Genomic DNA, 23,286 nt, shown 5'->3' on the forward strand with positions numbered 1-23,286 from the left:
CCCCGGACTGCGGCGGCACGACTTCGTGCGGGTCGTCGCAGACGTGGTGGTTTGAGCACTCCTCGGACCGTCACGTTATGGCGTGGTGGCGCGGGTCGCTTCCCTAGCCCGCCCGCGTCACCACGTTCTTGTATTTGACGTCCGCGTCGATACGCCATCTGTCATCACCGAGCAGCACCAGGAATCTCGTTATGGAAATCAATCCGTTTACGCGTAGTGAGCGAATGCGCCGACCCGAGCGACGCTTCGGCTCTCGGCTCGCCGCCTGCACCCTGGCGGTCGGGCTCAGTATCGCGGTACTGGGCACCCCGGTGACAGCGTCAGCCGAAACTGTGGCTGATGACACCGCCCCGGTCATTGCAACCCCTGCACCAGATGTCCCCGTGACTGATGAGTCGGCGCCCGATACTGATGCTCCCGAGGCCTCCGACGTTGAGTCCACTTCTCCCCAGGATGATGCGTCTGCGTCCGCGACCGACGATGCGGAGCCCGAGTCGTCAATCACCCCGAGGTCCATTCCCGTGCCACCGGCCGGGTCTGCCGTGATCACCGTCAAGGTCGGCGGGGATCGCCTGCCTGACGGCACTGTGCAGGGCCTTGCCGGCGTGCAACTTGCTCTTCATGCCGCTGGCACCGCGACCACAGGAGGCGGCTTCCGCAACGGAGCCGCCGAACGAACTCCCGACCAGGGCAACGCAGGAAGCCGCTACAGCGCCGCATGGTCTTGGACGACCTGCGTGTCGGATGCTGACGGCGACTGCAACTTCGTCATCCCGATCCGCAGCGGCGGAATCTCATCGACAGGCGTGCCACAGGACACCCGTTTCTGGGTCGTGGAGGAGGCAAGCCCTGAAGGCTGGTACTCCAATCCTCAGCTGCGCGTGGGTAAGTACAGCGAATCGCCCGAAACTGCGTGGGAATATCGCTTCCGCACCGACACGCAGCTACGAGCGGGAGTGACCTACAGTTCAACCGCAGCGATGCCCTGGAACGATCCCAATGATCGGGGAATCGGCTCAGGTGACCCTGACCGCTACTTCATGCGCAACCGCTTAGATAACAACTCCGAGGGTTGGTACGCGGCGAACGTGACCCGCACGACGGGAGTATGGAGCCAGTCCAGGGCAAACCCGGTCTTTCCCGCATCGTGCACGCTCGATGTCGCACTCCTTGCGGATACCTCCAACTCCCTCGGCACGTCGGGCATGGCAGAGCTGAAGTCAGCGATGTCATCGTTCGTTGATGCGTTCCGTGGAACTCCGACACGGATGGGGCTTTTCTCGTTCTCAGATTCGAGCCCCGGCAGAAACGCGAGCAACAGCCCGACGCTTCTGCCCGTGACGACAGCAGAGGAGGGCAACAGCTTCAAGGCTCAGTACGCGGACTGGGAAGACGGCGGTGGTACGAACTGGGATGCTGGCTTCGCGACCGCAGCCACGGCAGCCCCCCACTACGACGTTGCGGTCCTCTTGACCGACGGAAACCCCAGCGTCATCCGCGATAACGAAGGGTCGAGCGCCTACAACTCGCTTCAGGACGTCGATGCCGGGATCTTCTCAGCGAATCAACTCAAGGCCGAGGGCACTCGGGTTATCGCCTTGGGAGTGGGGCCAAGTTTTACATCCGTAGGTGAGTTCAACCTTCGCGCTGTCTCCGGACCGACATTGAACTCGGATTACTACCGTGCCTCGTCGTTCGCGGCGGCCGCTGACACCCTCGCTGACCTCGCCAACACGAACTGTCAGGGCAGTATCGGCGTGCAGAAAATGATTGTGCCGAACGACGGCACGATTGAGGATGCGACCCCGGCTCCCGCCGGATGGCAGTTCGATGCGACCAGCACGGCCACGGCCGCGGTCAACGTCAACGCTCCAAGCTCGCAGCTCACCACAGAAGACAGCGACGGCAAGGTTGACTTCGGGCTTACGTTCCCTGGCGCCGCAGACAGCGGCGGAGTGCAGATCCTCGAGACCCAGCAAGACGGCTACGAGATCGTGCCGGTCGGAACCGGTGCATCGGCACGTAACGCGGTCTGCGTCAACAGCGAGACCGGAACGTCTGTGACAGTCACGGACGCAGGCACCGCCGCGCAGCCAGGATTCACCGTGAGCGGCCTGAAGAACCAACGGGTCGAATGCACGATCTACAATCGCGAACCTACCCCGGGCGCCATCGAAGTCGAGAAGAGCTCAGACCCCGCTTCCGGTGCTGAAGTCACCCCGGGTCAGAGCGTCACCTACACGCTCACCTTCCGCAACACCGGTGGGCTTCCCGTAACCGTCGATCATGAGGATGTTCTCTCTGACGTGCTCGACGACGCAGACCTGCAGGGCGCGATCAACGCAGAGGCACCTCTGGCCGCTGTGCTGAACGGCGATCGAATCCGGGTCACCGGCGAGCTCGCGGCCAACACAACGCGGACCGTGACGTACTCCGTCACAGTGAAGGATCCGCTTCTTGACACCAGCAACGCCATGCTTGGCAACTTCGTTGTGCCAACGGGCGAGGAACCACCGGAGACGTGCGACCCGGAAACCCCGTGTACGGAGCACCCGGTGCGTGTGAGTCTTGCGTGGAACAAGGTCAACCTCGAGGGCGACCGACTCTCCGGCTCGGAGTGGCTACTCACTCCCTACACGGCCAGCGGCGAGCTCGACCCCACCAACGCGATCATCGTCGTCGACTGCATCACAGCCGACGCGGATGACTGCACGGGCGCTGACCGCGACCCGGAGGCTGGTGAGTTTCTGTTGGTAGGCATCACTCCTGGTACCTACGAGCTCAGTGAGACGACCGCGCCAGCTGGGTACATGCTGTTGGAGCAAACGATCGACATTGCCCTTAACACGAACGTGTCGTACGGCGACATCGAGAACGATCAGATCCAGATCCCTGGCATCCCGCTCACCGGCGGTATGGGAACTCTGATGTTCTTCCTCGGCGCCGGGGGACTCGGCGGCCTGGCCGCCCTGGGTATTTGGAGGCAGCGCAGGCAGCTCAAGGCGAAAAAATTGTGACGCGCACCCGCCTAAAGCGGTGGAGGCCAGGCATCTTTACGATGCTGATCACCGTGCTCGCACTCGGTGGCCTCGCCGCTGGGCTGTACCCGATGACCGCACAATGGGTGTCGTCGTACAACCAGTCACTCGTCGTTGACGGTTATCAATCACTCCTCGACGATGTCGACCCGTCGATCGACGAACAACTCGCCGAGGCGAAGGCCTACAACGATGCACTCAGCTCTGGTGAAGTGCTGATCGAGCGCAACGGAAACATACCGGTGAGCGACAGCGCGCGGGCCGGCAGCGGATTCGATTATGACAACATCCTGTCTGCGACAGCTGACGGGTTAATGGGACGCGTCCGCGTACCGAAGATTGATGTGGACCTGCCGATCTATCACGGCACAAGCGACGCCGTGTTGGCCAGCGGTGCAGGGCATCTTGAGGGTTCCCACTTCCCGATCGGAGGCGAAAGCACTCGATCGGTGATCACGGCCCACCGTGGACTGGCGGATGCGGCGATGTTCACCGACCTCGATCGAGTTGAGGTCGGAGATATCTTCACCGTCGCTGTGTTCGACCGGGTGCTGACATATCGAGTCATCACCAAACAGGTCATCGCCCCCGAAGACACCGAGACGCTGCGACCTGTGGCCGGGGAAGACCTGGTGACCCTCATTACCTGCACGCCTCTGGGCATCAACACGCACCGCATCCTCGTCACTGGCGAGAGAATTACCCCCACGCCCGCTGGCGAAATCGAGGCGATCGCAGCCCCCAGCGAGACGCCCGGATTCCCGTGGTGGAGCGTATGGGGAGGGCTCGGCCTCGTTGTGATCTCCGGATATCTCGTCTCGCAGGGCTTCCGCGACGCCCGGGTAGGCCGCCAAAAATAGCCCCGAGGGCTAGATGCGCGATCAATATACTGCGAATAACTCGACTCTCGGGGTGAGGCCTTCGCATGGGACGCGAAGCGCCCAGTGAAGGAGGTGCTCGGTGCGCGAGCCCCGAAACAGGTACCGATTGCCTCTAATGAAGGAGAGCTTTCGTATCGTCGACGACGGCGACTTCGACCGAGACGCCCCGTTGCGCACCTACCTTCGTGCAGCGAACTTTGAGATCGCAGATCTCGAGCCTGGCGTTCCCGTTATCGCGCATCTCGCACACCGCACCCAGACCAGCCTTGTCGCCGTCTCCACGCCAGCGGCAAGTGCCCATTGGCATCGCGACGAAGTGTCGCGCGGGCGCGCCCTCATGGTCTTTGCCCGCAAAGGCGAGCTAGAGGTCTTTTCTTCTTCACCCGTGATTCGCAGGGGAAAGAGTGCGCTCATTATTCCTCCGGGAAGCGCTCCGACAGAGATACGTGCCACTGGCCCGCAGAACGAACTGATCTACATCAGCTCAGCCGCGCAGGTCCTTCCCTCTCTTGCCTTAGATCTTCAAGAGAACATCCGTGCACCACAGGTACCATGGCGCACACTTGCACCTCTCTATGGCTTCTTGCATACTCTCTGCGTCACGCCGCCACCGTTGGCGACGGAGCCCGACCTTCTCGCAGATGCGACCGACAGCATCGTCGAGGGTCTTGCAAGAACAGCCCTATGGGACATTGCGCCCGTCGACGATCTTCTCTCCCGGGCGCAAGCGTTCATCGAACAGAACCATAGCGACCCTCGGCTCAGCTCTGCCTCGCTGGGAACACAGCTCCGCACTTCGCAGCGGACCCTGCAAGCGACTTTCGCCTCAGCAGGGCTCACTGTCAGCGGGGAGATTCGTCGCACCCGCAGCGAAGCCGCGACTCGTCTTCTGCGCACACACCCCAAGTTCTCCCAAGCTCAGATAGCTCAACTGTCGGGCTTCTCTTCGGTGTCTTCGCTTTATCGCGCGTTGCAGGCCAGCAGCGCTCATTCGACTTAGAACCGTGCACGCACTCGAGCGGACACTGTTGCCCGCTGGCGTATTCTCAACACATGTCTTCTCGGAAGCCCCGGAGCGCGAAACGCGATGCTGACCGGTGGTTCCGGGAACAAGGTCTGCCGACCTTCGTGCCCCTCCGCCGTTGGTTTACTGACCTTCCGCGCCGCGTCGCGCCGTTAATCGCGTGGGTAGCAATCGTGGGGCTCCCCGTGGCCGGCGGGATCGAATTGGCCGTCGACCTCGCCCTCGACGCTTCGGGCGAGGAAGCGGCCGTGATCGCCATTTTGGTACTGTTTGTGCTTGCGCTGGCGATCGGTATCCCCTGGATCGGCTACCTCATCGTGCGCACCGTGTTGCGCCGGCTCCCTGCGGGCGTTGGCACGGTTGTCGCCCTGCTGGTGATCGCCGGTAGCGTCGCGCTCCTGATCCTTTTCGGATACGGAATTCGTCCTGGTTCAACGGTCGGGCCCGTCTTCCGAGCGTTGCTCATTGTCGCTGTCTGCGTGTTGCTCACAGGGATGGGTGGCGGGGCGCTGATTTCGTGGGCACTGCGCCTGGCTGTGCGAAACGCGCATGCGATGGGCCACATGGCATCCATCGCCCTGCCGGTCATCCTCATGTTGGTGGTTTTCGCCTTTTTCTCCGTGGAGGTCTGGCAGCTTTCATCCGCTCTCTCCTGGGGCTCGATCGGGCTGGTCGGACTCGTCGTCGCCACGCTTGCCGCAATCGTCGCACTGCGTGTGAGCGCTTCAGAGCTCGACGACGATTCGCAGTCTCCACCCGCGGAGCAACGTGCGGCTCTGCTTCGCGATACCCCGGCAGAGCACAGTTACGTCACCTCGATCGAGCGTCGACCGTTGCAGGCGGCTCAGCGCGTCAACATTCTGCTCGCGATGACGGTGGCTCAACTCGTGCAGGCCGCGTTTTTCGCTGCGCTGCTCGCAGCACTCTTGATCGTGATCGGCAGTATCGCCATTCCCGCCAACGTGATCGGTATCTGGTTGTCGCCGAGCAACGCGGGAGAAGCGCTCGCTGTTGAGCCGCTCATCATCGCCGGTGCTGAGCTACCGATCACCGTGAACCTTCTCAAAGCCGCGACCCTGGTCTCCGTGATCGCCACCCTGCCGTTCGTCTTCTCAGCCGTGAGCGAGGCGCGCTATCGCGAGCGGTTCTTTGACCCGATCATGGCAGACATGCGCCGCGCGATTCTGGTGCGCGATGCGCTCGCCACCACCGCAACGCGCGACGTCTTCTAGCCCGGCCAATGACGGAGTCGGCGTCGGCGTCGGCGTCAGCACTCAATCGATGCGACCGTGCACTGGCCGCGCACTCGCCGGAGGTTCCCCCACCTCGCTAATGGCGTGACCCGAGCACACCATCCGAGTGACACTGGCCTTCTCGATGCGCGAAATCGCGAACCACCGCATCGCGGTACGGAGCTGGCACCACCCCACCAGATACCACTGGCTGTTCGTCGATGCGAACAGCACAGGCTCGACGTCGCGGGTAGTCGTCGTCCCGTCTCTCGACGTGTAACGAAGACGGAGAACCCGCTGATCAGCCATCGCCTCCTCTAACGCCGACCTAATCGTGCGCGGCGCAGCAGGAACAGTGTTGATCCAAACGCGGCCGGCCAACTCATCTGCTCTGGATCGCGTTTTCGGATCGAGCACATCAAGGATTTTCTGCACACCAGCCGTTGCGAGATCGGCGAAGGGCGCGTCAGCGGCCGCAGAAACAGCGGCCATGAGCGCCACGGCCTGCGCGGGAGACAGTGTTACCGGCGGCAAGGACGAACCTGCCGCGAGCCCGTAGCCACCGCCGGGCCCTGGGCGCGACCAGACAGGTGCGCCGCTGCTTTCCAGCGCAGCGAGGTCTCGCTTGACCGTGCGCACTGACACATCGAACTCTCTCGCCAACCGATCGGCGGAGTACCCGCGCGTGCCGGAGCGACGCAGCATCTCAGAAAGCGCATGGAGACGCTCTGCGCGCTTCACGGAGCAACTCGGAGGAAATTCATGACATAAATAGTGCCATACACCTGCCCACTGGCCCCCTCAAGCTGGTGACATGACACTGACGAATAACAGTCCGGCCATTGTTCTCATCGCTGGCCACTGGCTTGGCGCATGGGCGTGGGATGAAGTGCTGGCGCACCTCGACACCGAACACTCCCGAGCAGTTGCGATGACGCTGCCTGGCCTCGATCCGAACGATCCAGAGCGAGCCACAAAAGACCTCGACGATCAAGCCGCCGCGATTCTCGAAACCCTCGCTGGCTTCGAAGTCACCGAAGACCAGCCAACCACTCTTGTGGCGCACAGTGGCGCGAATGCGCCAGTAAGCCTCGTCATTGATCGACACCCTGAGCTTGTGAAGCGGGTGATTTGGGTCGACTCCGGCCCACTGTCGAACGGAAGCGTCTTCGCCCCTGACCTTCCCGCAGGGGTGGACGAGTTGCCGCTGCCTCCCTTCGACGCGCTGGCACAACAGGCAAGCCTCGACGGTCTGACGCCGGAGGTCCTGGCGCGCTTTCGCGCCTTGGCCGTGCCAGAGCCCGCCCCCGTGCTCCGGCAGAGGGTCGAACTCACGAACGACGCTCGCCGCGCAGTCCCCACTACCCTGGTGTGCTGCTCAATCACGAGCGCGCAGGTGATGGAACTCGCCCACTCCGGACATGCAATGTTCGCGGAGGTGGCACACATCGAAGACCTCAACGTCGTCGACCTCCCCACAGGCCATTGGCCCATGTGGAGCCGTGCGCGCGAGCTTGCCGAAACCATCCACTCGGCGGCCTGCGGAGTGCCTGAAGGCCCTGCACCCTGCTAGCGTCGGCGATGCGCACCCGACGCGCAGACGAAAAGAGAACGACCGCAGATGACATCCGTGCGTATCAGGGATGCCGAGATCGCAGATCTCGACACCATCACCGAAATCCACAACCACGCCGTGCTGCACACCACCGCGATCTGGGATGAAGACGAGACCGATGTTGCCGAGCGCACGACATGGTTCGCCGATCGTCTCGCCAGCGGCTACCCGGTGATCGTTGCCATCGACGAAGCCGGGGTGCTGGGCTACGCGTCGTACGGTCGCTGGCGTCCGCGCACCGGCTACCGGTTGAGCGTTGAGCATTCGGTCTACGTGCTCGACGGTCAGCACGGGCGTGGCATCGGCACCATGCTGATGGATGAGTTGCTGACGCGCGCCAGAGCGGCGGGAATGCACGCGATGATCGCGGGCATCGAGAGCGGCAACACGGCCTCGATCGCGTTGCATAAGCGCCTCGGCTTCGTCGAGGTGGGCAGGATGCCACAGGTGGGGGCAAAATTCGGGCGCTGGCTCGACCTCAGCATGTTGCAGCTTCTGCTCGACGACCACGCTGAACCTGCACCTCGCCCCTGACGATGAACCTGATGCAGTGGTTCGTCGAGGCTTTCAACTCGTTCTGGACTCTTCCTGGCGGGCAGACGCTGCTCGTGCGCGAAGTCGTCGGCAACGCGTTTGGTCTCGCGAGCGCACTGGGCGGCATGCGCCGCAAGATTTGGGCATGGCCGATCGGCATCATCGGCAACGTGCTGCTGCTCACTGTCTTTCTCGGATCCGCCCTCAGCGCCGATCCGTCGCTACCGCACCTCCTCGGCCAGGCCGGGAGGCAGATCATGTTCATCGCCGTCTCGGTCTACGGGTGGGTGCGGTGGCGTAATGCCGACGGCGGGCGCATCGTGCCACGGTGGGCACCGAGAAATGCACGCATCGGGATGATCGTCGTGATGATCGTCGGCACAATCGCGCTGACTCCGCTGTTCCGCGCGCTCGGTTCGTGGGAGCCTGTGTGGGCTGATGCATGGACCTTCGTCGGCTCACTGCTCGCCACCTACGGCATGGCGAAAGGTTGGACCGAGTTCTGGCTCATCTGGATCGCCGTCGATATCGTCGGCGTGCCCTTGCTGTTCGGATCCGGCTACTACGCGACCGGCTTCATGTACGTGTTTTATGGAGTCTTCACGGCGGTGGGGTTCGTGGTGTGGTGGCGCGCACAACGCAGCGCTCAGGCGCTGGCTGCGATCCCGCCAGCGCATCCGAGTCCGCAGTGGTCTGAAGACGACGAGCCGGTCTGAACCGCTCCAAGCACCGCTAGGCGAGTCGGGATGACACCGTCAACGCGGTGCGACGCACGGCGCGTTCGAGAATGTCGGCCCGGGAGCCGAAATCGTCTGCCGAAACAGAGACAGAGATGGCACCGATGGTGTGCCCCCGCGCAGAGCGGACGGGCGCCGCGATGCACGCCAACCGCGACATGTACTCCTCTACTTCGACGGCGATGCGGTTGTCTCGCACCTGCTCGAGCTGGTCACGCAGGGTGGACGTCGAAGAAGGGCTGTGATGAGTGAGGGGCGTCATCGGGTGTTCATCGAGATAGTGATCTAGCTGCTTGCGGCTCTTTTCGGCGAGCATGAGTTTGCCGAACGCTGTCACATGGGCAGCATCGGCGAAGCCGACATGGAGCTGCGAGATTCGCGGGTGCTCTGCGGAGTCGGCGATGTGGGCAACAACGATCTCGTCAACGTGGAACGCCGTGAGGTACACGGGGGCGAGGATCTCGTCATGGGTTGCCGCGAGCACGGCGCACACTGCTGGCATCGCGAGTAGCTGCCTATTGGCGGCCATTCCGAGCACAGTGACGGCGCGCCCGAGTACGTAGCGCGGCTCCTGGCTGCGTTTGAGCAAATACCCCTGCCGCTGCAGTACGCCCACCAATCGGTATGTGGTCGATTGGCTCAACCCGAGCGCCGCGGCGATGGTCGAGACTTCGGCGCCATGCGCACTGTCCCCCACCACTTCGAGCACCTTGAGGAGGCGTTCGACCGCTTGTGTGCCCGATCCGCCATCCTGCTCCATCGCAGTGCTCATACCCTCACTGTACGGGCCAACCGGGATGCCAAGAATGGCAGATTTCGCACTGATTCTCAGATGGTGGGAACATGCGTTGCGCGGGCTCCCACGATCTCAGACGATTCACGGGGATGGCATTGGGGCCGCCCACGACAAGGAGGTCCTCCTCATGGACAAAATCATCATCCTGACCGGCGATGCCGCCGAGACACTCGAGGTTTTCTACCCGTATCACCGCCTCCAGGAAGCCGGGTACGAGGTGCATATCGCTGCCCCCGAGAAGAAGAAACTCCAGTTTGTGGTGCACGACTTCATCGATGGCTACGACACTTACACAGAGAAGCCCGGACACAGCTGGGATGCCGACATCGCGTTCAGCGACGTCAACCCTGATGACTACGTGGCGGTGGTGGTTCCCGGCGGCCGCGCTCCCGAGTACATTCGCAACAACGCTGACGCGAAGAACATTGTGCGCGCGTTCTTCGAGCGCAACGCTCCGGTCGCGTCGACGTGCCACGGTCCACTACTGCTCGCGGCGGCCGGCGTGCTGAACGGACGTACGACTTCGGTATATCCGGAGCTCGCGATCGACGTGGAGTTGGCCGGCGCCACCTTCGAAAGCGGCGGTGCGGTGGTCGACGGCAACATGGTGAGCGCTCGCGCATGGCCAGACAACGGCACGTGGATGGGCGCGTTCGTCACTCTGCTCGAGGCAGCGAAGGTTTCCGTCTAGCTCGTGCAGACCGAAGGGCACGCTGTCATCGGACAGCGTGCCCTTCGGCTTCGCCTGAGCCGAAAGTCACACCCTCGACCGCAGCCGACTTAGTTCGTCACGCTTTTGTTTAGGGTCTTCCCTAAATGCCACGCGCGATGCATACTTGTCCAAATCCTGTTCGCGTAAGGGGTCTTTATGGATTTCGGTATTCGGGTTCATCCGGCTGCTCTCGAGCGATTTCGCCTACAGCGCGGCCGTCCCGCCAGGGCGGTGATCGAGGACGCGGGGATGAGCGTGGAGCAGTTTCGAGTTCGGCTGCGGCAACAGTCGTTCACATCGGAGGATGTGGCGCGCCTCGCAGCGGTGCTGCAGGTCAGACCCCGCGAAATTTTCACCGCGAGCACCTTCCACTTCGCCGCAGACGAGCTTCATCCTGCATCCGGCGTATTGCAGTAATTCCCCAGCGCAACGGACTCATCTCGTAGCATGTACCCCGCCGGTGTCGACCGATACTGGCAACTCAGACTTTTGGAGACAGTATGTCCGACTCACCGAACTCCACTCCGGACCTTTCCCCTCCCCCCATGCCCGCGGCGACGGACAGCACCACTGGCCCGCGCCCTGGGGCAACGCTGGGCGTTGTCGCATTCGTCCTGTCGTTCTTCCTCTGGCTGATCGGGCTCGTTCTCGGCATCATCGCGCTCGTTCAGTCCAAGCGCGCAGGCCAGAAGAACGGCTTCGCTGTCGCGGCAATCGTGATCGGCTCCGCCCTGATCGTGATCGGTACGATCGTCGGCGTCATCGTCGTCGTCACGATCGGCTTCGGCGCAGCTGCTGACCTAGTGAACCTCTGCGCGGCGAGCGACACCGGCACGGTCACCTACTTCGGTGAGGTCATCGACTGCGCAGACCTCACGGAGTAAAACCTGCGGATCGAGAGCACGCCAGTGCTCTCGATCTCTGCGTGCCCACAGAGGCGTGACGTACGCGCACGCGTCGAGCTCACTGGGCCTTTCGCCTCATCAGGAACTTGTGGTGCTTGGCGCTGAGGAACTCTGCAGCCTGATCGGGCGCCAAGCGTTCCACTCGATCTTCGTGGCGGGCATCCCGCAGTGCAAGTAAGACTGCGTACCGAATGATGACGATCTGCAGCAGAATGCCGATGGCCGAGATAGCCAACCACAGGAAGGGGAGGTCGTTCATGGCTTACCTTTCGAGGGTGCGGGTGTACTACCGAGGACGCTACACGCCCGTGCGTTCCTCGCGCGCTACTGCCGTTTAGTGACCGCCTCAAACCAAGCGACTCAGTGCTGCACGCGGGCGAGGACCTCAGCAGTCGCTGCCTGCTGCGGAGCATCGAAGACCTGCACGGCGCGACTCTTCCCCGGCTCACCAGCACGACCCGAGGAGCTCAGAACTCCTGAAACGCGGGCGCTTGAGCACGTTGCGTGGTCGTGGCCTGGGCGTTCAAGCCCGCGCACCAGCTCGGATACACCCGGAACCCACGCTTGCCTGGCCGTCTTCCTGACGTGACGCCGAGCGCTGTTAGGTGCGCGCTGGTGAACCGGAACACCCCTCGCTGATCATGCTGCTCTACGAAAACAAGCAGCCCCGCAGCGGGATCGGCATCACTGAACGGCACTGTGTTCCCCTCCGCGTCCCGTTGCCAGAACGCGACGAAGGCCCCCGGTTTGGTGGGAGTGTTCCGCGCAGTCCGAATATGCCAAGCCGCTTCGCCTATCTGGACAATCCCGGACTCATAGTCGCTGTTCTGAGTGTCGGGGATGACTTCAGCGGTCACGCCCACACCAGCCGAGTAGACCGCGAAGGCATTGAACTGCATGTAGCCACGCTATCTTTCGAGCCATCAGCCCGGGCCAGTGCACCAAAAACCTCTGGCAAAACGGCCTAGGGATTGACGGGCAAAGCGGACCGGTAAAGGTTGAAGATGTCTTGATCACTCAGGACGCGGTCCCAGATGCCAACTTTCGCAACATCTCCGTACCAACTATCGAGCGTGCCGGTGCCCGGCCACTCGCCGTTGTTTCGGCCGTTTCCGACCACCCAATAGGCAAAGGGGTAGCCGCGTCCTGACGTCGTGGTGTTCGAAGCTTCCAGGTTTCCGTCGACGTACAGCTTCATGCCTTCGACACTTGAGAGGGATGCCGTCGCCATGTGCCACTCACCGTCAAGATAGTCGCCGCTCGTGCTCGACAGCGTTACATGGGCAACGCCGACTCCGAAATAGACGGTGCCTGTCCCGTCTACATAGATCGTTCTGTCGTTGTTGCTCGCCGGGCCCGCTTCTCGATACCGGTTCAACCCGATCAGAGTGCCGCCGCCCGTACTTCGGAACCACAAAGAGAGCGTCAGGTCATTCCAGCTCGGCTGAGGCGGGGGAAGACTCAGAACGTCCTCCGTCGAGAACCAACCGCCGCTGAGTGACAGCGCAGTGTCGGGCGAACCGACATTCGTGTCGCGAGCACACGGCTGCCCTGCACCGAACGAGTAAGCGCTCGTCCACGCGTTGAGAGGGAAACCGCCGGCCGGCTGAAGCGTTCCTGAAGTCGCCGCCTGGGTCGAACCCGGCGCTTCGTTAAGCGCATAGTAAAAATACGGCTCCAACGTGGCGTACTCCGGTGTCGGGTCCACCGCCACCGCCTGCGCGCAAGTGAACCACGGGGAAGCATCGAGACCGTCGACCGACGTGCTCACTGTGGGGGTGTCAGTGAAGTACGCCACGGTGGCTCGAGGCGCAGCCGCCGAACCGACAGCAAGAAGCGGAACCAGTACCAAAGGTGCCAAAACGCGCTTTCGCTTTAGAGGCCTCGCGGGCCGGGCAGCCCCACGAAAATCTGGCGTAGCAGCCCTCGCGAACTGCGCCGCATTGGCCGCGCCAACCCTCGCCCTCACATTTTTTACGATAACGCGTACTTGTAGCTACGTATATAGTGCTCGCGGGTCCGGGGGGTTGGTAATGACCGCCTCAAACCAAGCGAGTCAGTGCTGCACGCGGGCGAGGAATTCGGCAGTGGCTGCCTGCTGCGGAGCATCGAAGACCTGCGACGGCGGCCCCTGCTCAACGACCACCCCGTGCTCGAGGAAGACGATGCGGTCACCCACCTCGCGAGCGAACGACATCTCGTGCGTCGCCATCACGATGGTCGCTCCCTGTTGCTTCAGATCGCGCACGAGGTCGAGAACCTCGCCGACAAGCTGAGGGTCAAGGGCGCTCGTGATCTCATCCAGCAGAAGCACCTCTGGCTGAGTGAGCACAGCGCGGACGATCGCCACCCGCTGCTGCTGTCCGCCCGAAAGTCGATCGGGATACTCGTCGGCTTTGGCGCCAAGCCCGAGCGTCTCCAGAAGCTCGCGCGCTTTGGCGCGCGCTTCAGACTTGCGGAGCCCATGCACCCGCACAGCGGCGAGGGTGACGTTGTCCAGCACGGTGAGGTGGGGGAAGAGGTTGAAGTGCTGAAAAACCACCCCAATGCGCGCGCGCACACTGTCGGCGTCGACCCGCGGGTCAGTGATGTCTTCGCCGGAGAGGAAGATTTGGCCGTCGTCGATGCCCTCGATGAGGTTCATCGTCTTGAGCAGCGTGGACTTGCCCGAACCGGACGCACCGATCAGCACCACCACCTCATGCGTGCCGACTGCGAGATCGATCCCGCGCAGTACATCATGGTCACCGAAGCGCTTGCGCACTCCCCTGGCTTCAATCACGGGGACGCTCATACGACTCCTCCGGCCTGCTCGCGCTTGTTCAAACGAGCGGTGACGACGTCGGTCAGCCGGATCATCGGCCAGCTGAGAATGACGAACATCAACCCCGCAACGATGTACGGCGTGAAGTTATAGGTCTCGGCCACCATCAGCTGAGCCGCGCGCACAGCATCGACGGCTCCGAGCACCGAGATCAGCCCCACGTCTTTTTGCATCGAGACGAAGTCGTTCATCAGCGCGGGAACAACCTTGCGCACGCCCTGCGGGATCACGACGATCCGTAGGGTTTGGCTGTGGCTCAATCCCAGCGAACGTGCCGCGATGCGCTGCGAAGGGTGCACCGCTTCCATCCCCGCGCGCAGCACCTCGGCGACATACGCCGAGTAGGTGAGCACCAGGGCGATCGTGCCCCAGAACATCGCGGGCATTCGAGGGAAGATCATCAGCGCTGGAATGCCGAAGCCCACCAAATACAGCACGATCAACAGCGGCACGCCGCGGAAGAAGTCGGTGTATGCCGCGGCGAGCGCACGCAGCGGGAAGAACACCGGGCCTCGGAGCGAGCGCATGGTGGCGAGCGTTGTGCCGAGGATTGCCACGCATACGGCGGCGATCACGAGCACCAGAAGGTTGACGAGCAACCCCTGAAAAATTGGTCGGGTGCTTTGCAGCGCTACCTGCGGGTCAAAGAACGTTTGGCTGACGATCGCCCAGCCGGGGGTCCTGACGATGATGAAGATCAGCACGGCGGCCAGCAGGACGCTGCTGCCGAGCGCGATCAGGACTGATTTTGTGGTCGCTCGACGCCGCAGAACGCGGCGTGACAGCTCGAGCTCGCTCGGCTGCCACTCCGCGTCGACGGACTGCAAGGTCATTTCAGAACGGGTACGTCGACTGCGTCGCTCAGCCACGTCTGCTGCAGCTCGTCGAGCGTGCCTGCTTCGCGCAGGGCGTCGACGGCGGCGGTCACGTCAGCGGTGAGGGCGGAGTCTTTCGGGAGCACGATGCCGAAGTCGTCGCCGCCGTCTGCGTCGGGGAACTGTCCGGTGACAACGCCGTCGTCGAGCTGAGCGCCAACGACGTAGAACGCGCCAGGCAGGTCGGTGATCATGGCGTCAATTTGGCCGCCCTTGAGCGCGAGCACCACGTCGTCGACCGAGTTGAAGACGCTGAGGTTCGCTTCGCCGAGCTGTGCCTTGGCAACTGTGTAGCTGGTGGTGCCGCTGGCGACGCCGACGGTTGCTTCTTTCAGCTCGTCGATGGTCGTCGCCGATGCGGCTGACGAGTCACCGACTGCGACGACAGCCTGGGTGGTCGTGTAGTACGGGGAGGAGAAGTCCACCGCGTTCTTGCGCTCATCGGTGATGGAGAACTGCTGCAGGTTGATGTCCCAGTCCTTCGGACCCGGAGCAATGGCGCCGTCGAACGTGGTGCGCACCCACACGATGTCGTCTGCGGCGTAGCCGAGCTCTTCCGCCACGGCGACGGCGACAGCACCTTCGAAGCCTTCACCGTTGGAGGGGTCGTCATCGACGAACCAGGGCTCGTAGTTCGGCTCGCCGGTGGCGATGGTGAGCTTGCCCTCTGTCACGGTCTGCAGAGCGGAATCGTCGCTTGTAGCCGTTTCGGTCGACGGTGCGCTGCACGCGGCGAGGGTAAGAGCGATGGCGGCGGCAGCAGCAGTGGCGGCGGCAGCGCGGCGGAAAGAGGGAGCGAAGGGCACGATGACTCCAGTGCGAGAAAGAAGAGGGAGGGAATGCGATGCAGGTCGGGTCTGCCCTTACAGCGTATGCGATGCAGCTAAGCGCCAATCAGCGAAGTCGAAACCTGGCGACACGAAGCAAGAAACGAGCACCTCACTCTGATCGAGTGGTCGCGCCGCTTGCCAGGTGCCGGCTGGCACCAGTACTTGCGCGTGGTCGTCTGGCCCGAGCACCACAGCGGTAGCGTCGCCCGGCTGCTCGCCGTCTCCGCCGAAGCGGAGTTCGAGGCGCCCTGGTCCGTGCCACAACCACAGTTCGTCGCTTGTGACCACATGCCATTCACTACGCTCTTCAGGCAGCAAGAGGTAGTGAATGCTGGTGGCCGCCGGTCGTGTGCCGTTCGGGGTCTCGACGGGAACCGGGCTGGTCCACGTGCGGCGAAACCATCCACCCTCTGGGTGCGGGGCGAGGTCGAGTCGCTCGGCGGTGGCTGGACGCTGTGTCATTTGACACCTCCTGTTTCGGGGGAAACCGCGATGCGGCCAAAAGACTCGACAGCAAAGCGCACTTCGCCTGCGACGACCGTCGCTGAGGCGCGCCCTGCTCCCTGCTCGACGAGTTCGACGATGGCGTCTGGCCCCGCAGGAACATCGAAAAAGGTGAGGTCGGCCAGTGCCCCCACGGCGAGGTAACCAGTGCGCTCAGGCCCGACGTCGATGCCCATCGCATGGGCACCGCCAAGCGTTGCGGCACCCAGCAGACGCGCGTGCAGGTCACGGTCGGTGTAACCCTGAGAGCGAGCGATGCGCGCAAGCGCTGCCACATCGGCCAACACATCAAGCGAGGGGCTGGATGACAGCGAGTCAGTGCCGACAGCGATCGGGCTCCCCTCCCGCAAGTAGGCCGCGATCGGCGGCTCTTCCAGCCCGATAACCGCGTTCGACCGGGGGCACAGTGCCACCGTGGTGCGGCGTTCGCGCAGAATCGCACGGTCTCTGGCGCTCATATACACACCGTGGGCAATGTGACAGTCCGGGCCGAGCACGCCGAGCTGGTCAACGAACTCGGTTGCGCTGGTGCCGAATCCGGCCTTGCGGAGCTCTTGAAAACTGGCGAGTCCAGCCGTGTGCCATGCCTGTGGGTGCTCGTGCGCGAACTCGTTCTCGAAGGCGGCCTCACCGAGGTGAATGTGGATGCGTCCGCCGCGCTCGCGCACGATGTCGGGGATCTCCAGCAGCGGCTCGATGTCGAGCGAGTAGGGCGCGTGCGGCGACAGCCCCGTGCCTGGCGGGGTTGGCAGCGCGTCAAGCTCTCGTTCGACGCGTGCCCGACCGGTGCGCGCCCAATCGGAGTTGGTCCAACTCATCACCTCCCAGTAGGTGATGCCGTGCAACCTGGCGTCATGCAGAGCGCTAGCAGCGACATGGTCGGTCACCACATCGGCCACCGCTGTGGTTCCGAAACGCAGCGCTTGGGCGGCACCATCCGCCGCGTCTGCGGCCCAGTCGCACCCTGCCTCATACACCGGGTCGAACGCTCGCACCCAGTCTTCGAAGCCTTCGTACTGCCCGCGTCCCACCGACGCCATGCCTGTGTACTGCAGGTGCGTGTGCGCATTCACGAGACCGGGAGTGAGCACGCCGCCCCAATGCACCTCTTCGACCTCGACACCACGCTCGGCAAGCGAGTGCAGCACCCATGCGCGCTCACCCACGTGCATGATGCGCCCATCGCGCACGGCGACAGCTCCATCAACAATCGGTGGCGCCGTAATCGGCACGACCAGACCAGCCGAATAGACAGTGACGGCGCTCATGAAGCTGCTCCTCGGAATCGTGGCGAGCGCCACTCACGCTGAGCCGCGATCTGCGCATCACTGCGCTCGTCGAGTTGCTCACCGCGCAACGCCAGGGCGGCGGCGCCAATCGTGGCATCCGCCTCGGCGGGCAATGGATGCACCCCGACTGTCAGCTTCTGCGTGAGCAGATGCTCTACCGCGTAGAGCTGCACGGAGAATGACAGGTCCATAATCTCGATGGGGTTGCCTTCTCCTGCAGAGAGATTCACGCAGCCACCGCGGGCGATCACGAGCGCCCCCTCCCCTGCGCGTTCAATGTAGGGCGATGAGGCACCGTTGGCGGCAACGTAGGGCCGAAGGGCTGAGACGTCGAGATCAATCTCGTGTGGCACTCCACCCGCCACCGCGACGACCCGCGAGACACGCACTGTCTCGGCATCGATTGTGTGCGGGACGCCGGTAGCCGAGACGACGAGGGCACCAGGGGCGAGATCGCGCAGGCGGCCGACGCGGTATCCGTCGTGTGCGGCTCTGAGCGCACGCACGGCGTCTGTCTCTGTGATCGCGACGTCGACCCCCAACGCCCGCAAGTGCGCAGCGACGCCTTCGCCGACCGGACCGTAGCCGGCGACAACGGCTGGCTGATCACGCAGATCAATGCCGGCTGTTTCCAACGCGTCCGCAATTGCAAAAACGCACGACTGACCGGTGCCATACCTGTTGTCGAATGAGGTTTTGGTGAGGGCGTCGTTGACCGCGATCACGGGAATGTCGAGCACACCTTCGTGCTCCATCAGGCGCAACGGGGTGAGGCCGCTTGTCGTCTCTTCGGCAGCGCCGCGCAACTCAGCGGCAAGGCCTTCCTCGTGTGCCAGGCGGATCAGATGCGAGCCATCGTCGAGCAGCAGATCGAATCCGCGGCGCAAGAACGACACTGCGGCGGCGCGCTCGGCTGCTCCGGAAAGCGTGGGGTCGCCGTCGACCGGGATCCCACGGGCGCGCAAGACATCAGCGACCTCGACGTCGATCTCGTCCGGGTGGGCATAAACGGCAACCGTTGCACCTGCGTCCCGCAAAAGCAGCGCAAGCTGTGCAGTTTTGGGTTCCAGCACCATTGCAATGCCGATCCGCACATCGCGGACTGTCCCCGCCTCACGCAGGCGTTGTGCAAGGTCGGTCGAGACCGGCATATGCACCCCGGCAGCATCGACCCTGGCTTCGGCAGTTGACCGCGCGGGGAGCGGCGCCCCGTCGAGCAGAATCTCTACTGCGCGCCCAGGGGCAACCACAACGCTTGCGGTGCCGCTGTCTAGGCGAGCACCAAGTGCGGACAGAAGCGCACGCAACGCTTCAGCCACAGCGTCGGTGCCGACGACCGAAAAACCCCGGCCGGACACGAGCAGGTTGGTTTCGCGGGCGAAGCGGCGCACCAGTCGCTGGGCGGTCGCGGTCTCGTCGGTCACTTTTCAAGGGTAGAGCCCGCCGGACCGAGCTTGCGCCAGACCAGAATCCTGGATTCGTCGTAATGAATGAGGCCAGTGCGCATCTCTCGTAGGGGATCCCTGACGCGGGGCCACCAAGAAAGGTCAATTCATGGAGAAGCAGGCTCAAATGTCGACCACCGTCGCAGATGAAACAGTGCGCGTATCGCTCATTGTGAAAGATGATCGCGGGTTCACGCACTATTACGAAGAGGTCGTGACGACACCAGCCGCCGTGCGCGATGCGTTCGACCTGATGGTGAAGGCCGCGCCGACCACGAATGACCGGGCACCGCTGCGAGCCATCTGATCGCCGCTTCGAATGCCACCTTCGTGGTGGACTCGGGCCCCGAAGTTCCTGGCCGATCGATGTGCGCCGCTCACCGATCGGCCTCACCACGCATGAGCTGACTGCTCAGCCTCCGTGTGCAGTATTGCTCTCATAGGCCCCAATGAGAGCAATACTGCGCATTTGTCCCCCGAGACGGATGAGATACGAGACTAGATGTGACGGGAGTCGCGCCGTCGGCTGGCGGGACCTCTCCGTTTCACGCCCGAGAGGTTGGTGCAATGACCTCGGCTTTGAACCCAGCGGAGTTTTCGATCCAGCCTGCATAATGGTCCTCCCCACCTGCATGCGGATAGCGCTCCTGGTAGAGCGGGCGCCAACCGTGCGCGGGTGCATCTTCGATAATCTCGTCGACCGTCGACGCGGAGTCCGCGACCCACAATTCGACGTGATGGAAACCTGACATCGGCGCGCTCCTCGCGGGATAGAGGATTCGGATGCAGAAGCGTTCTGCATCTGTCGTCAGAGCATTATCCGTGACCAAGAGCGACCGCGCTGCCCGGTGGAGCCGACGATGCCGGACTGGATTGTGTCCGTGCGTTTCGGTGATGCTGGCCTTGGCCGACCGGATCGCCTTTTATGGGGACATGAGCCGCCAGATCCGCTTCAATGCCTTCGATATGAACTGCGTCGCCCACCAGTCGTCCGGTTTGTGGCGGCATCCGGATGACAGGTCCCGGCAGTACAACACCATCTCGTATTGGACCGACCTGGCGAAGCTGCTGGAGAGCGCAACGTTTGACGGCATCTTCATCGCCGACGTGCTCGGCACCTACGACGTCTATGGCGGCACGAACGAGGCGGCGATTCGCAATGGCGCACAGGTGCCGGTGAACGATCCGATCCTGCTCGTGAGCGCGATGGCCGCTGTTACAGAACATCTCGGCTTCGGCATCACCGCGGGCACCGCGTTTGAGCACCCGTACCCGTTCGCACGCCGGTTGAGCACTCTCGACCACCTCACGCAGGGCCGCATCGGCTGGAACGTCGTGACCGGATACCTCCCCAGTGCCGCGCGCAACATGGGTCAGGAAGATCAGCTCGCCCACGATGCGCGCTACGACCACGCGGATGAGTACGTCGAGGTGCTCTACAAGCTGTGGGAGGGCTCGTGGGAAGACGACGCAGTGATCGAAGACCGCGAGCGCGGAATCTTCACTGATCCATCGAAAGTGCACGCTATCGGGCACGAGGGAAAGCACTTCAGCGTGCCGGGCATCCACATCTCCGAACCGTCACCGCAACGCACTCCCGTGATCTACCAGGCGGGCGCGAGTCCTCGCGGCGTGCAGTTCGCCGCGGAGAATGCCGAGGCCATCTTCGTCGCAGCTCCCTCAAAAGAGGTGCTCGCTGGCACGGTGAAGCGCATTCGAGACGCGCTGGAGGGTGCCGGACGCGACCGTTATGACGCCCGCATTTACACGTTGGTTACGGTGATTACAGCCGAGACCAGCGAGGCCGCGACCGCGAAACATGCCGAGTACCTCTCTTACGCGAGCGCCGAGGGCGCGCTTACGTTCATGTCGGGCTGGATGGGCGTTGACCTCTCCGAGTACGCCGAAGACGAGCCGATCGGAAACGTCGAGTCCAACGCGATTCAGTCAGTACTGCAGCACCTCAAAGAAGAGGCCGACCTGGGCCGCGAGTGGACGGTCGGTGATTTCGGACGCCACAACGCGATCGGCGGCCTCGGCCCCACCATCGTCGGATCTGGCGTAAAGATCGCTGACGAATTGCAGTCATGGGTAGATGAAACCGACATCGACGGGTTCAACCTCGCCTACGCCGTTACCCCAGGCACCTGGCAAGACGTGATTACGCACGTCATCCCTGTGCTCCGCGAGCGCGGCCTCTACCCAGAGGAATACACGCCCGGCACCCTCCGCCACAAGCTGCAGGGCAAAGGCGACCGGGTGCAAGACACGCATCGCGCTGCCCAGTATCGCGTGGGGCAAAAAACCCTGGCGTGAGACGGCGCGCGGTGTCAGTCCTTGCTGCGGTCGAAGATTCCGCGAAGCAGGAAGAAGACGACAACGGCAACCACCGCAACGATCAAAAGCTTGAAGACGAAGGCGAGCACCGAGAACAGCACGCCCACGAGCCACCACGCGATAACGACGGCAAGGATGACGCCGAGGATGGTCCAGATGTTCTTGGTCATCCCTACAGCCTACGGAGTCGAGAGTGCGGGTGGCTCATCGCTGGACAGCTTCAGCCACACTTCAGCGTCGACGGTCCACACTAGAAGAATGCGAATCCTGGTGGTGGACGACGAGGTGCGCCTGGCAGAGGGCGTACGTCGCGGCCTCGAGGCCGAGAGATTCGCCGTCGACGTCGCCCACAACGGAATCGACGGTACCTGGCGAGCGCGTGCGACACAGTATGACGCGATCGTGCTCGACCTGATACCGAAGTACTGGCGCGTTTGGGCTACGCAAGCGGATACAAACATCGGCGAAGCGATGGTGACGTGGTACCCGGCGGGCGACGTTGGTGTGACTCAGCCACACGCAGTACTCGACGTGGACAGCACGTGTTCACCCGCTGATGCCGGGGATTGATCGGGGCAGCTATGGAAGTTATTCGTCAGGATCTCGGTGCCCATTTCCCTGGTGTCGGAGAGACTCCGCTGCACCCAGCGAAGAACCCAGCTCAGCGCCATCTCGCAGCGGTGTTGCTGTTTGTGGCCATGATCGTGGGAATTCTGCTCTCACTTCAGTCGAACGACCTGAATGATCGGCTGCAAATGATGGGCCTTGGCTTGGCTCTCGGAGTCTTGGGTGCGGCTCTACTATTTTGGGAGCTTTCGGTCACCGTTGGAGTTGTTCGATTCGAGAACCAATCGCCGTTGCTGCGTTTCTCCTACTCTCCGGGCCTTGGTGTGCTCTACCCGCTTGCTGCCGTGCTCATCATGTTCCCTGCGATCGTCGCCATTTTTGCCCTGCTCCGCGGTGAAGCTGCTGCAGAAATTGGGGTCGGGCGAAGAACCGTTTACGTGCTCGGGATATTCGGCTTCGTGTTCTTCGTGCAACAGCTGTGGGCACTGCGCGTTCCGCGCGGACTCGAACTCACATCCGAAGGAGTGCGCGGTGTTAGCGGGGCGGGGCGTATCGTGCTCAACTGGGATGATCTCAGCGCAGCCGCTGCGATAAGCACGCGTAGCGGTGCGAAACTCGGTCTCCACGTTAAAACCGGTGAGGTCCATGTTCTCCCGCGGCGGCTGATCGGTTCTGACCCAGACGCCGTCGCAGCGATCATCAACTACTACCTCCGGCATCCGGCAGATCGCGGCCGTTTCGCTACCCCCGACGCGGCGATTCAAGCCGTGGCACAGGGCTCGTAACTCAGAATCGTTTGGCATGACAGCGTGGGCCAGCCTGCAAGTCGGCGCCAGACCCTACAGCGCACCCGTGTCCACTTCAGACACCCGCTCCATCGACATCGACAGCTAGCATTCAAGAATGACGAACACCGATCCCATCGAAGACATCTCTATCGAGGGTGAGATGATCCGCCTTGGGCAGTTCCTCAAATTCGCCGGCCTTCTTGACTCCGGTGGGAACGCCAAGGAGGTCATCATCGATGGCTACGTGACGGTCAACGGCGAGGTCGATCGTCGCCGCGGACGCCAGTTGCACGACGGCGATCTGGTCTCGTTCGAAGGCAAGACGGTGCGCGTCCGCCCCTAACGCGCGTGTG

Annotated in this window: 27 protein-coding genes and 1 pseudogene; 15 read left to right on the forward strand and 13 right to left on the reverse strand. The window is 63.0% G+C overall.

What is annotated here, in order from left to right; genetic code table 11:
• Positions 1-191: 191 nt before the first annotated feature.
• The 4 genes from AB0O87_RS02705 to AB0O87_RS02720 all read left to right on the forward strand — a co-directional run bounded on the left by AB0O87_RS02705 (position 192) and on the right by AB0O87_RS02720 (position 6,175).
• Positions 192-3,017, forward strand: a complete 2,826-nt coding sequence (locus AB0O87_RS02705) for a SpaA isopeptide-forming pilin-related protein (protein ID WP_363511487.1) — start codon at positions 192-194, stop codon at positions 3,015-3,017.
• A complete protein-coding gene (locus AB0O87_RS02710; RefSeq protein WP_363511489.1) occupies positions 3,014-3,898 on the forward strand; it encodes a class C sortase in 885 nt (294 codons plus the stop codon). The genes AB0O87_RS02705 and AB0O87_RS02710 overlap by 4 nt, the downstream gene beginning before the upstream one ends.
• Before the next feature lie 100 nt (positions 3,899-3,998).
• Complete coding sequence (locus AB0O87_RS02715; protein WP_363511491.1) at positions 3,999-4,919, forward strand: helix-turn-helix domain-containing protein; 921 nt, start codon at positions 3,999-4,001, stop codon at positions 4,917-4,919.
• Between the two features lie 53 nt (positions 4,920-4,972).
• Positions 4,973-6,175: a hypothetical protein gene (locus AB0O87_RS02720; protein WP_363511492.1), complete on the forward strand. Its 1,203-nt coding sequence runs from the start codon at positions 4,973-4,975 to the stop codon at positions 6,173-6,175.
• A 42-nt stretch (positions 6,176-6,217) separates the two neighbouring features.
• Here the strand turns inward: AB0O87_RS02720 and AB0O87_RS02725 are convergent, their stop codons facing one another.
• Complete coding sequence (locus tag AB0O87_RS02725) at positions 6,218-6,916, reverse strand: WYL domain-containing protein (RefSeq protein ID WP_363511494.1); 699 nt, start codon at positions 6,914-6,916, stop codon at positions 6,218-6,220.
• Between the two features lie 73 nt (positions 6,917-6,989).
• Here AB0O87_RS02725 and AB0O87_RS02730 point away from each other — a divergent pair, with 73 nt between their 5' ends.
• Genes AB0O87_RS02730 through pnuC form a run of 3 tightly spaced genes read left to right on the forward strand, consistent with a single transcriptional unit; the run spans position 6,990 to position 9,040 of the window.
• Positions 6,990-7,748 carry an alpha/beta fold hydrolase gene (locus tag AB0O87_RS02730; protein ID WP_363511496.1) on the forward strand — a complete coding sequence of 253 codons (759 nt, stop codon included), beginning with the start codon at positions 6,990-6,992 and terminating at the stop codon, positions 7,746-7,748.
• 48 nt (positions 7,749-7,796) lie between these two features.
• Positions 7,797-8,324 (forward strand): N-acetyltransferase family protein, encoded by a 528-nt coding sequence (locus AB0O87_RS02735; protein ID WP_363511497.1) that lies wholly within the window; start codon positions 7,797-7,799, stop codon positions 8,322-8,324.
• A gap of 2 nt (positions 8,325-8,326) precedes the next feature.
• Complete coding sequence (gene pnuC / locus AB0O87_RS02740) at positions 8,327-9,040, forward strand: nicotinamide riboside transporter PnuC (protein WP_363511499.1); 714 nt, start codon at positions 8,327-8,329, stop codon at positions 9,038-9,040.
• A gap of 16 nt (positions 9,041-9,056) precedes the next feature.
• Here the strand turns inward: pnuC and AB0O87_RS02745 are convergent, their stop codons facing one another.
• Positions 9,057-9,833, reverse strand: a complete 777-nt coding sequence (locus tag AB0O87_RS02745; RefSeq protein ID WP_363511501.1) for an IclR family transcriptional regulator — start codon at positions 9,831-9,833, stop codon at positions 9,057-9,059.
• A gap of 34 nt (positions 9,834-9,867) precedes the next feature.
• Here AB0O87_RS02745 and AB0O87_RS02750 point away from each other — a divergent pair, with 34 nt between their 5' ends.
• From AB0O87_RS02750 to AB0O87_RS02760, 3 genes are all read left to right on the forward strand, one after another.
• Positions 9,868-10,548 (forward strand): DJ-1/PfpI family protein, encoded by a 681-nt coding sequence (locus AB0O87_RS02750; RefSeq protein ID WP_363511503.1) that lies wholly within the window; start codon positions 9,868-9,870, stop codon positions 10,546-10,548.
• A gap of 177 nt (positions 10,549-10,725) precedes the next feature.
• Entirely contained in the window at positions 10,726-10,986 is a 261-nt protein-coding gene (locus tag AB0O87_RS02755) for a hypothetical protein (protein ID WP_363511505.1), read from the forward strand.
• Between the two features lie 128 nt (positions 10,987-11,114).
• Complete coding sequence (locus tag AB0O87_RS02760; protein WP_363511507.1) at positions 11,115-11,453, forward strand: DUF4190 domain-containing protein; 339 nt, start codon at positions 11,115-11,117, stop codon at positions 11,451-11,453.
• Between the two features lie 79 nt (positions 11,454-11,532).
• On the opposite strand, the gene AB0O87_RS02765 is transcribed toward AB0O87_RS02760, so the two are convergent.
• From AB0O87_RS02765 to AB0O87_RS02805, 9 genes are all read right to left on the reverse strand, one after another.
• The gene (locus tag AB0O87_RS02765) at positions 11,533-11,733 is read right to left on the reverse strand and encodes a hypothetical protein (RefSeq protein WP_363511509.1); all 201 of its coding nucleotides are present in this window, start codon (positions 11,731-11,733) and stop codon (positions 11,533-11,535) included.
• A gap of 208 nt (positions 11,734-11,941) precedes the next feature.
• On the reverse strand, positions 11,942-12,373 hold the full coding sequence (locus AB0O87_RS02770) for a MepB family protein (protein ID WP_363511511.1): 432 nt from the start codon (positions 12,371-12,373) through the stop codon (positions 11,942-11,944).
• Between the two features lie 65 nt (positions 12,374-12,438).
• The gene (locus AB0O87_RS02775; RefSeq protein WP_363511513.1) at positions 12,439-13,335 is read right to left on the reverse strand and encodes a LamG domain-containing protein; all 897 of its coding nucleotides are present in this window, start codon (positions 13,333-13,335) and stop codon (positions 12,439-12,441) included.
• A gap of 195 nt (positions 13,336-13,530) precedes the next feature.
• Positions 13,531-14,268, reverse strand: coding sequence for an amino acid ABC transporter ATP-binding protein (locus AB0O87_RS02780; protein ID WP_363511515.1), 738 nt, complete (start codon positions 14,266-14,268; stop codon positions 13,531-13,533).
• A complete protein-coding gene (locus AB0O87_RS02785) occupies positions 14,265-15,131 on the reverse strand; it encodes an amino acid ABC transporter permease (protein ID WP_363511517.1) in 867 nt (288 codons plus the stop codon). Before AB0O87_RS02785 ends, AB0O87_RS02780 begins: the two co-directional genes overlap by 4 nt.
• Positions 15,128-15,979: an ABC transporter substrate-binding protein gene (locus AB0O87_RS02790; RefSeq protein WP_363511519.1), complete on the reverse strand. Its 852-nt coding sequence runs from the start codon at positions 15,977-15,979 to the stop codon at positions 15,128-15,130. Before AB0O87_RS02790 ends, AB0O87_RS02785 begins: the two co-directional genes overlap by 4 nt.
• 57 nt (positions 15,980-16,036) lie before the next feature.
• On the reverse strand, positions 16,037-16,465 hold the full coding sequence (locus tag AB0O87_RS02795; protein ID WP_363511520.1) for a cupin domain-containing protein: 429 nt from the start codon (positions 16,463-16,465) through the stop codon (positions 16,037-16,039).
• Positions 16,462-17,775 (reverse strand): amidohydrolase family protein, encoded by a 1,314-nt coding sequence (locus AB0O87_RS02800; protein ID WP_363511522.1) that lies wholly within the window; start codon positions 17,773-17,775, stop codon positions 16,462-16,464. The genes AB0O87_RS02795 and AB0O87_RS02800 overlap by 4 nt, the downstream gene beginning before the upstream one ends.
• A complete protein-coding gene (locus AB0O87_RS02805; RefSeq protein WP_363511524.1) occupies positions 17,772-19,220 on the reverse strand; it encodes an adenosylhomocysteinase in 1,449 nt (482 codons plus the stop codon). Before AB0O87_RS02805 ends, AB0O87_RS02800 begins: the two co-directional genes overlap by 4 nt.
• Positions 19,221-19,350: 130 nt before the next feature.
• Here AB0O87_RS02805 and AB0O87_RS02810 point away from each other — a divergent pair, with 130 nt between their 5' ends.
• Positions 19,351-19,548 (forward strand): hypothetical protein, encoded by a 198-nt coding sequence (locus AB0O87_RS02810; RefSeq protein WP_363511526.1) that lies wholly within the window; start codon positions 19,351-19,353, stop codon positions 19,546-19,548.
• Positions 19,549-19,786: 238 nt separating this feature from the next.
• Here AB0O87_RS02810 and AB0O87_RS02815 read toward each other — a convergent pair whose 3' ends face one another.
• Positions 19,787-19,993, reverse strand: coding sequence for a hypothetical protein (locus AB0O87_RS02815; protein ID WP_363511528.1), 207 nt, complete (start codon positions 19,991-19,993; stop codon positions 19,787-19,789).
• Between the two features lie 181 nt (positions 19,994-20,174).
• Here AB0O87_RS02815 and AB0O87_RS02820 point away from each other — a divergent pair, with 181 nt between their 5' ends.
• The gene (locus tag AB0O87_RS02820) at positions 20,175-21,557 is read left to right on the forward strand and encodes an LLM class flavin-dependent oxidoreductase (RefSeq protein ID WP_363511530.1); all 1,383 of its coding nucleotides are present in this window, start codon (positions 20,175-20,177) and stop codon (positions 21,555-21,557) included.
• A gap of 14 nt (positions 21,558-21,571) precedes the next feature.
• On the opposite strand, the gene AB0O87_RS02825 is transcribed toward AB0O87_RS02820, so the two are convergent.
• Positions 21,572-21,748: a hypothetical protein gene (locus tag AB0O87_RS02825; protein WP_363511532.1), complete on the reverse strand. Its 177-nt coding sequence runs from the start codon at positions 21,746-21,748 to the stop codon at positions 21,572-21,574.
• 88 nt (positions 21,749-21,836) lie between these two features.
• Here AB0O87_RS02825 and AB0O87_RS02830 point away from each other — a divergent pair.
• The 3 genes and pseudogenes from AB0O87_RS02830 to AB0O87_RS02840 form a co-directional block, all read left to right on the forward strand.
• Positions 21,837-21,995, forward strand: a pseudogene (locus tag AB0O87_RS02830) (response regulator transcription factor); the annotation flags it as partial.
• A gap of 164 nt (positions 21,996-22,159) precedes the next feature.
• Positions 22,160-22,930 (forward strand): hypothetical protein, encoded by a 771-nt coding sequence (locus AB0O87_RS02835; protein ID WP_363511533.1) that lies wholly within the window; start codon positions 22,160-22,162, stop codon positions 22,928-22,930.
• Between the two features lie 118 nt (positions 22,931-23,048).
• Positions 23,049-23,276, forward strand: coding sequence for an RNA-binding S4 domain-containing protein (locus AB0O87_RS02840; protein WP_363511535.1), 228 nt, complete (start codon positions 23,049-23,051; stop codon positions 23,274-23,276).
• Positions 23,277-23,286: the final 10 nt, after the last annotated feature.

This window comes from Microbacterium sp. NPDC076768 (assembly GCF_040687205.1).
GTDB lineage: Bacteria > Actinomycetota > Actinomycetes > Actinomycetales > Microbacteriaceae > Microbacterium.

Bases quoted from the DNA above. Each gene is read 5' to 3' on its own strand.
- AB0O87_RS02720 (WP_363511492.1), top strand. From the start codon at position 4,973: ATGTCTTCTCGGAAGCCCCGGAGCGCGAAACGCGATGCTGACCGGTGG.
- AB0O87_RS02810 (WP_363511526.1), top strand. From the start codon at position 19,351: ATGGAGAAGCAGGCTCAAATGTCGACCACCGTCGCAGATGAAACAGTG.
- AB0O87_RS02800 (WP_363511522.1), bottom strand. From the start codon at position 17,775: ATGAGCGCCGTCACTGTCTATTCGGCTGGTCTGGTCGTGCCGATTACG.
- AB0O87_RS02780 (WP_363511515.1), bottom strand. From the start codon at position 14,268: ATGAGCGTCCCCGTGATTGAAGCCAGGGGAGTGCGCAAGCGCTTCGGT.
- AB0O87_RS02795 (WP_363511520.1), bottom strand. From the start codon at position 16,465: ATGACACAGCGTCCAGCCACCGCCGAGCGACTCGACCTCGCCCCGCAC.
- AB0O87_RS02785 (WP_363511517.1), bottom strand. From the start codon at position 15,131: ATGACCTTGCAGTCCGTCGACGCGGAGTGGCAGCCGAGCGAGCTCGAG.
- AB0O87_RS02730 (WP_363511496.1), top strand. From the start codon at position 6,990: ATGACACTGACGAATAACAGTCCGGCCATTGTTCTCATCGCTGGCCAC.
- AB0O87_RS02825 (WP_363511532.1), bottom strand. From the start codon at position 21,748: ATGACCAAGAACATCTGGACCATCCTCGGCGTCATCCTTGCCGTCGTT.
- pnuC (WP_363511499.1), top strand. From the start codon at position 8,327: ATGAACCTGATGCAGTGGTTCGTCGAGGCTTTCAACTCGTTCTGGACT.
- AB0O87_RS02820 (WP_363511530.1), top strand. From the start codon at position 20,175: ATGAGCCGCCAGATCCGCTTCAATGCCTTCGATATGAACTGCGTCGCC.
- AB0O87_RS02835 (WP_363511533.1), top strand. From the start codon at position 22,160: ATGGAAGTTATTCGTCAGGATCTCGGTGCCCATTTCCCTGGTGTCGGA.
- AB0O87_RS02760 (WP_363511507.1), top strand. From the start codon at position 11,115: ATGCCCGCGGCGACGGACAGCACCACTGGCCCGCGCCCTGGGGCAACG.
- AB0O87_RS02815 (WP_363511528.1), bottom strand. From the start codon at position 19,993: ATGTCAGGTTTCCATCACGTCGAATTGTGGGTCGCGGACTCCGCGTCG.
- AB0O87_RS02770 (WP_363511511.1), bottom strand. From the start codon at position 12,373: ATGCAGTTCAATGCCTTCGCGGTCTACTCGGCTGGTGTGGGCGTGACC.
- AB0O87_RS02750 (WP_363511503.1), top strand. From the start codon at position 9,868: ATGGCAGATTTCGCACTGATTCTCAGATGGTGGGAACATGCGTTGCGC.
- AB0O87_RS02840 (WP_363511535.1), top strand. From the start codon at position 23,049: ATGACGAACACCGATCCCATCGAAGACATCTCTATCGAGGGTGAGATG.
- AB0O87_RS02755 (WP_363511505.1), top strand. From the start codon at position 10,726: ATGGATTTCGGTATTCGGGTTCATCCGGCTGCTCTCGAGCGATTTCGC.
- AB0O87_RS02765 (WP_363511509.1), bottom strand. From the start codon at position 11,733: ATGAACGACCTCCCCTTCCTGTGGTTGGCTATCTCGGCCATCGGCATT.
- AB0O87_RS02735 (WP_363511497.1), top strand. From the start codon at position 7,797: ATGACATCCGTGCGTATCAGGGATGCCGAGATCGCAGATCTCGACACC.
- AB0O87_RS02705 (WP_363511487.1), top strand. From the start codon at position 192: ATGGAAATCAATCCGTTTACGCGTAGTGAGCGAATGCGCCGACCCGAG.
- AB0O87_RS02745 (WP_363511501.1), bottom strand. From the start codon at position 9,833: ATGAGCACTGCGATGGAGCAGGATGGCGGATCGGGCACACAAGCGGTC.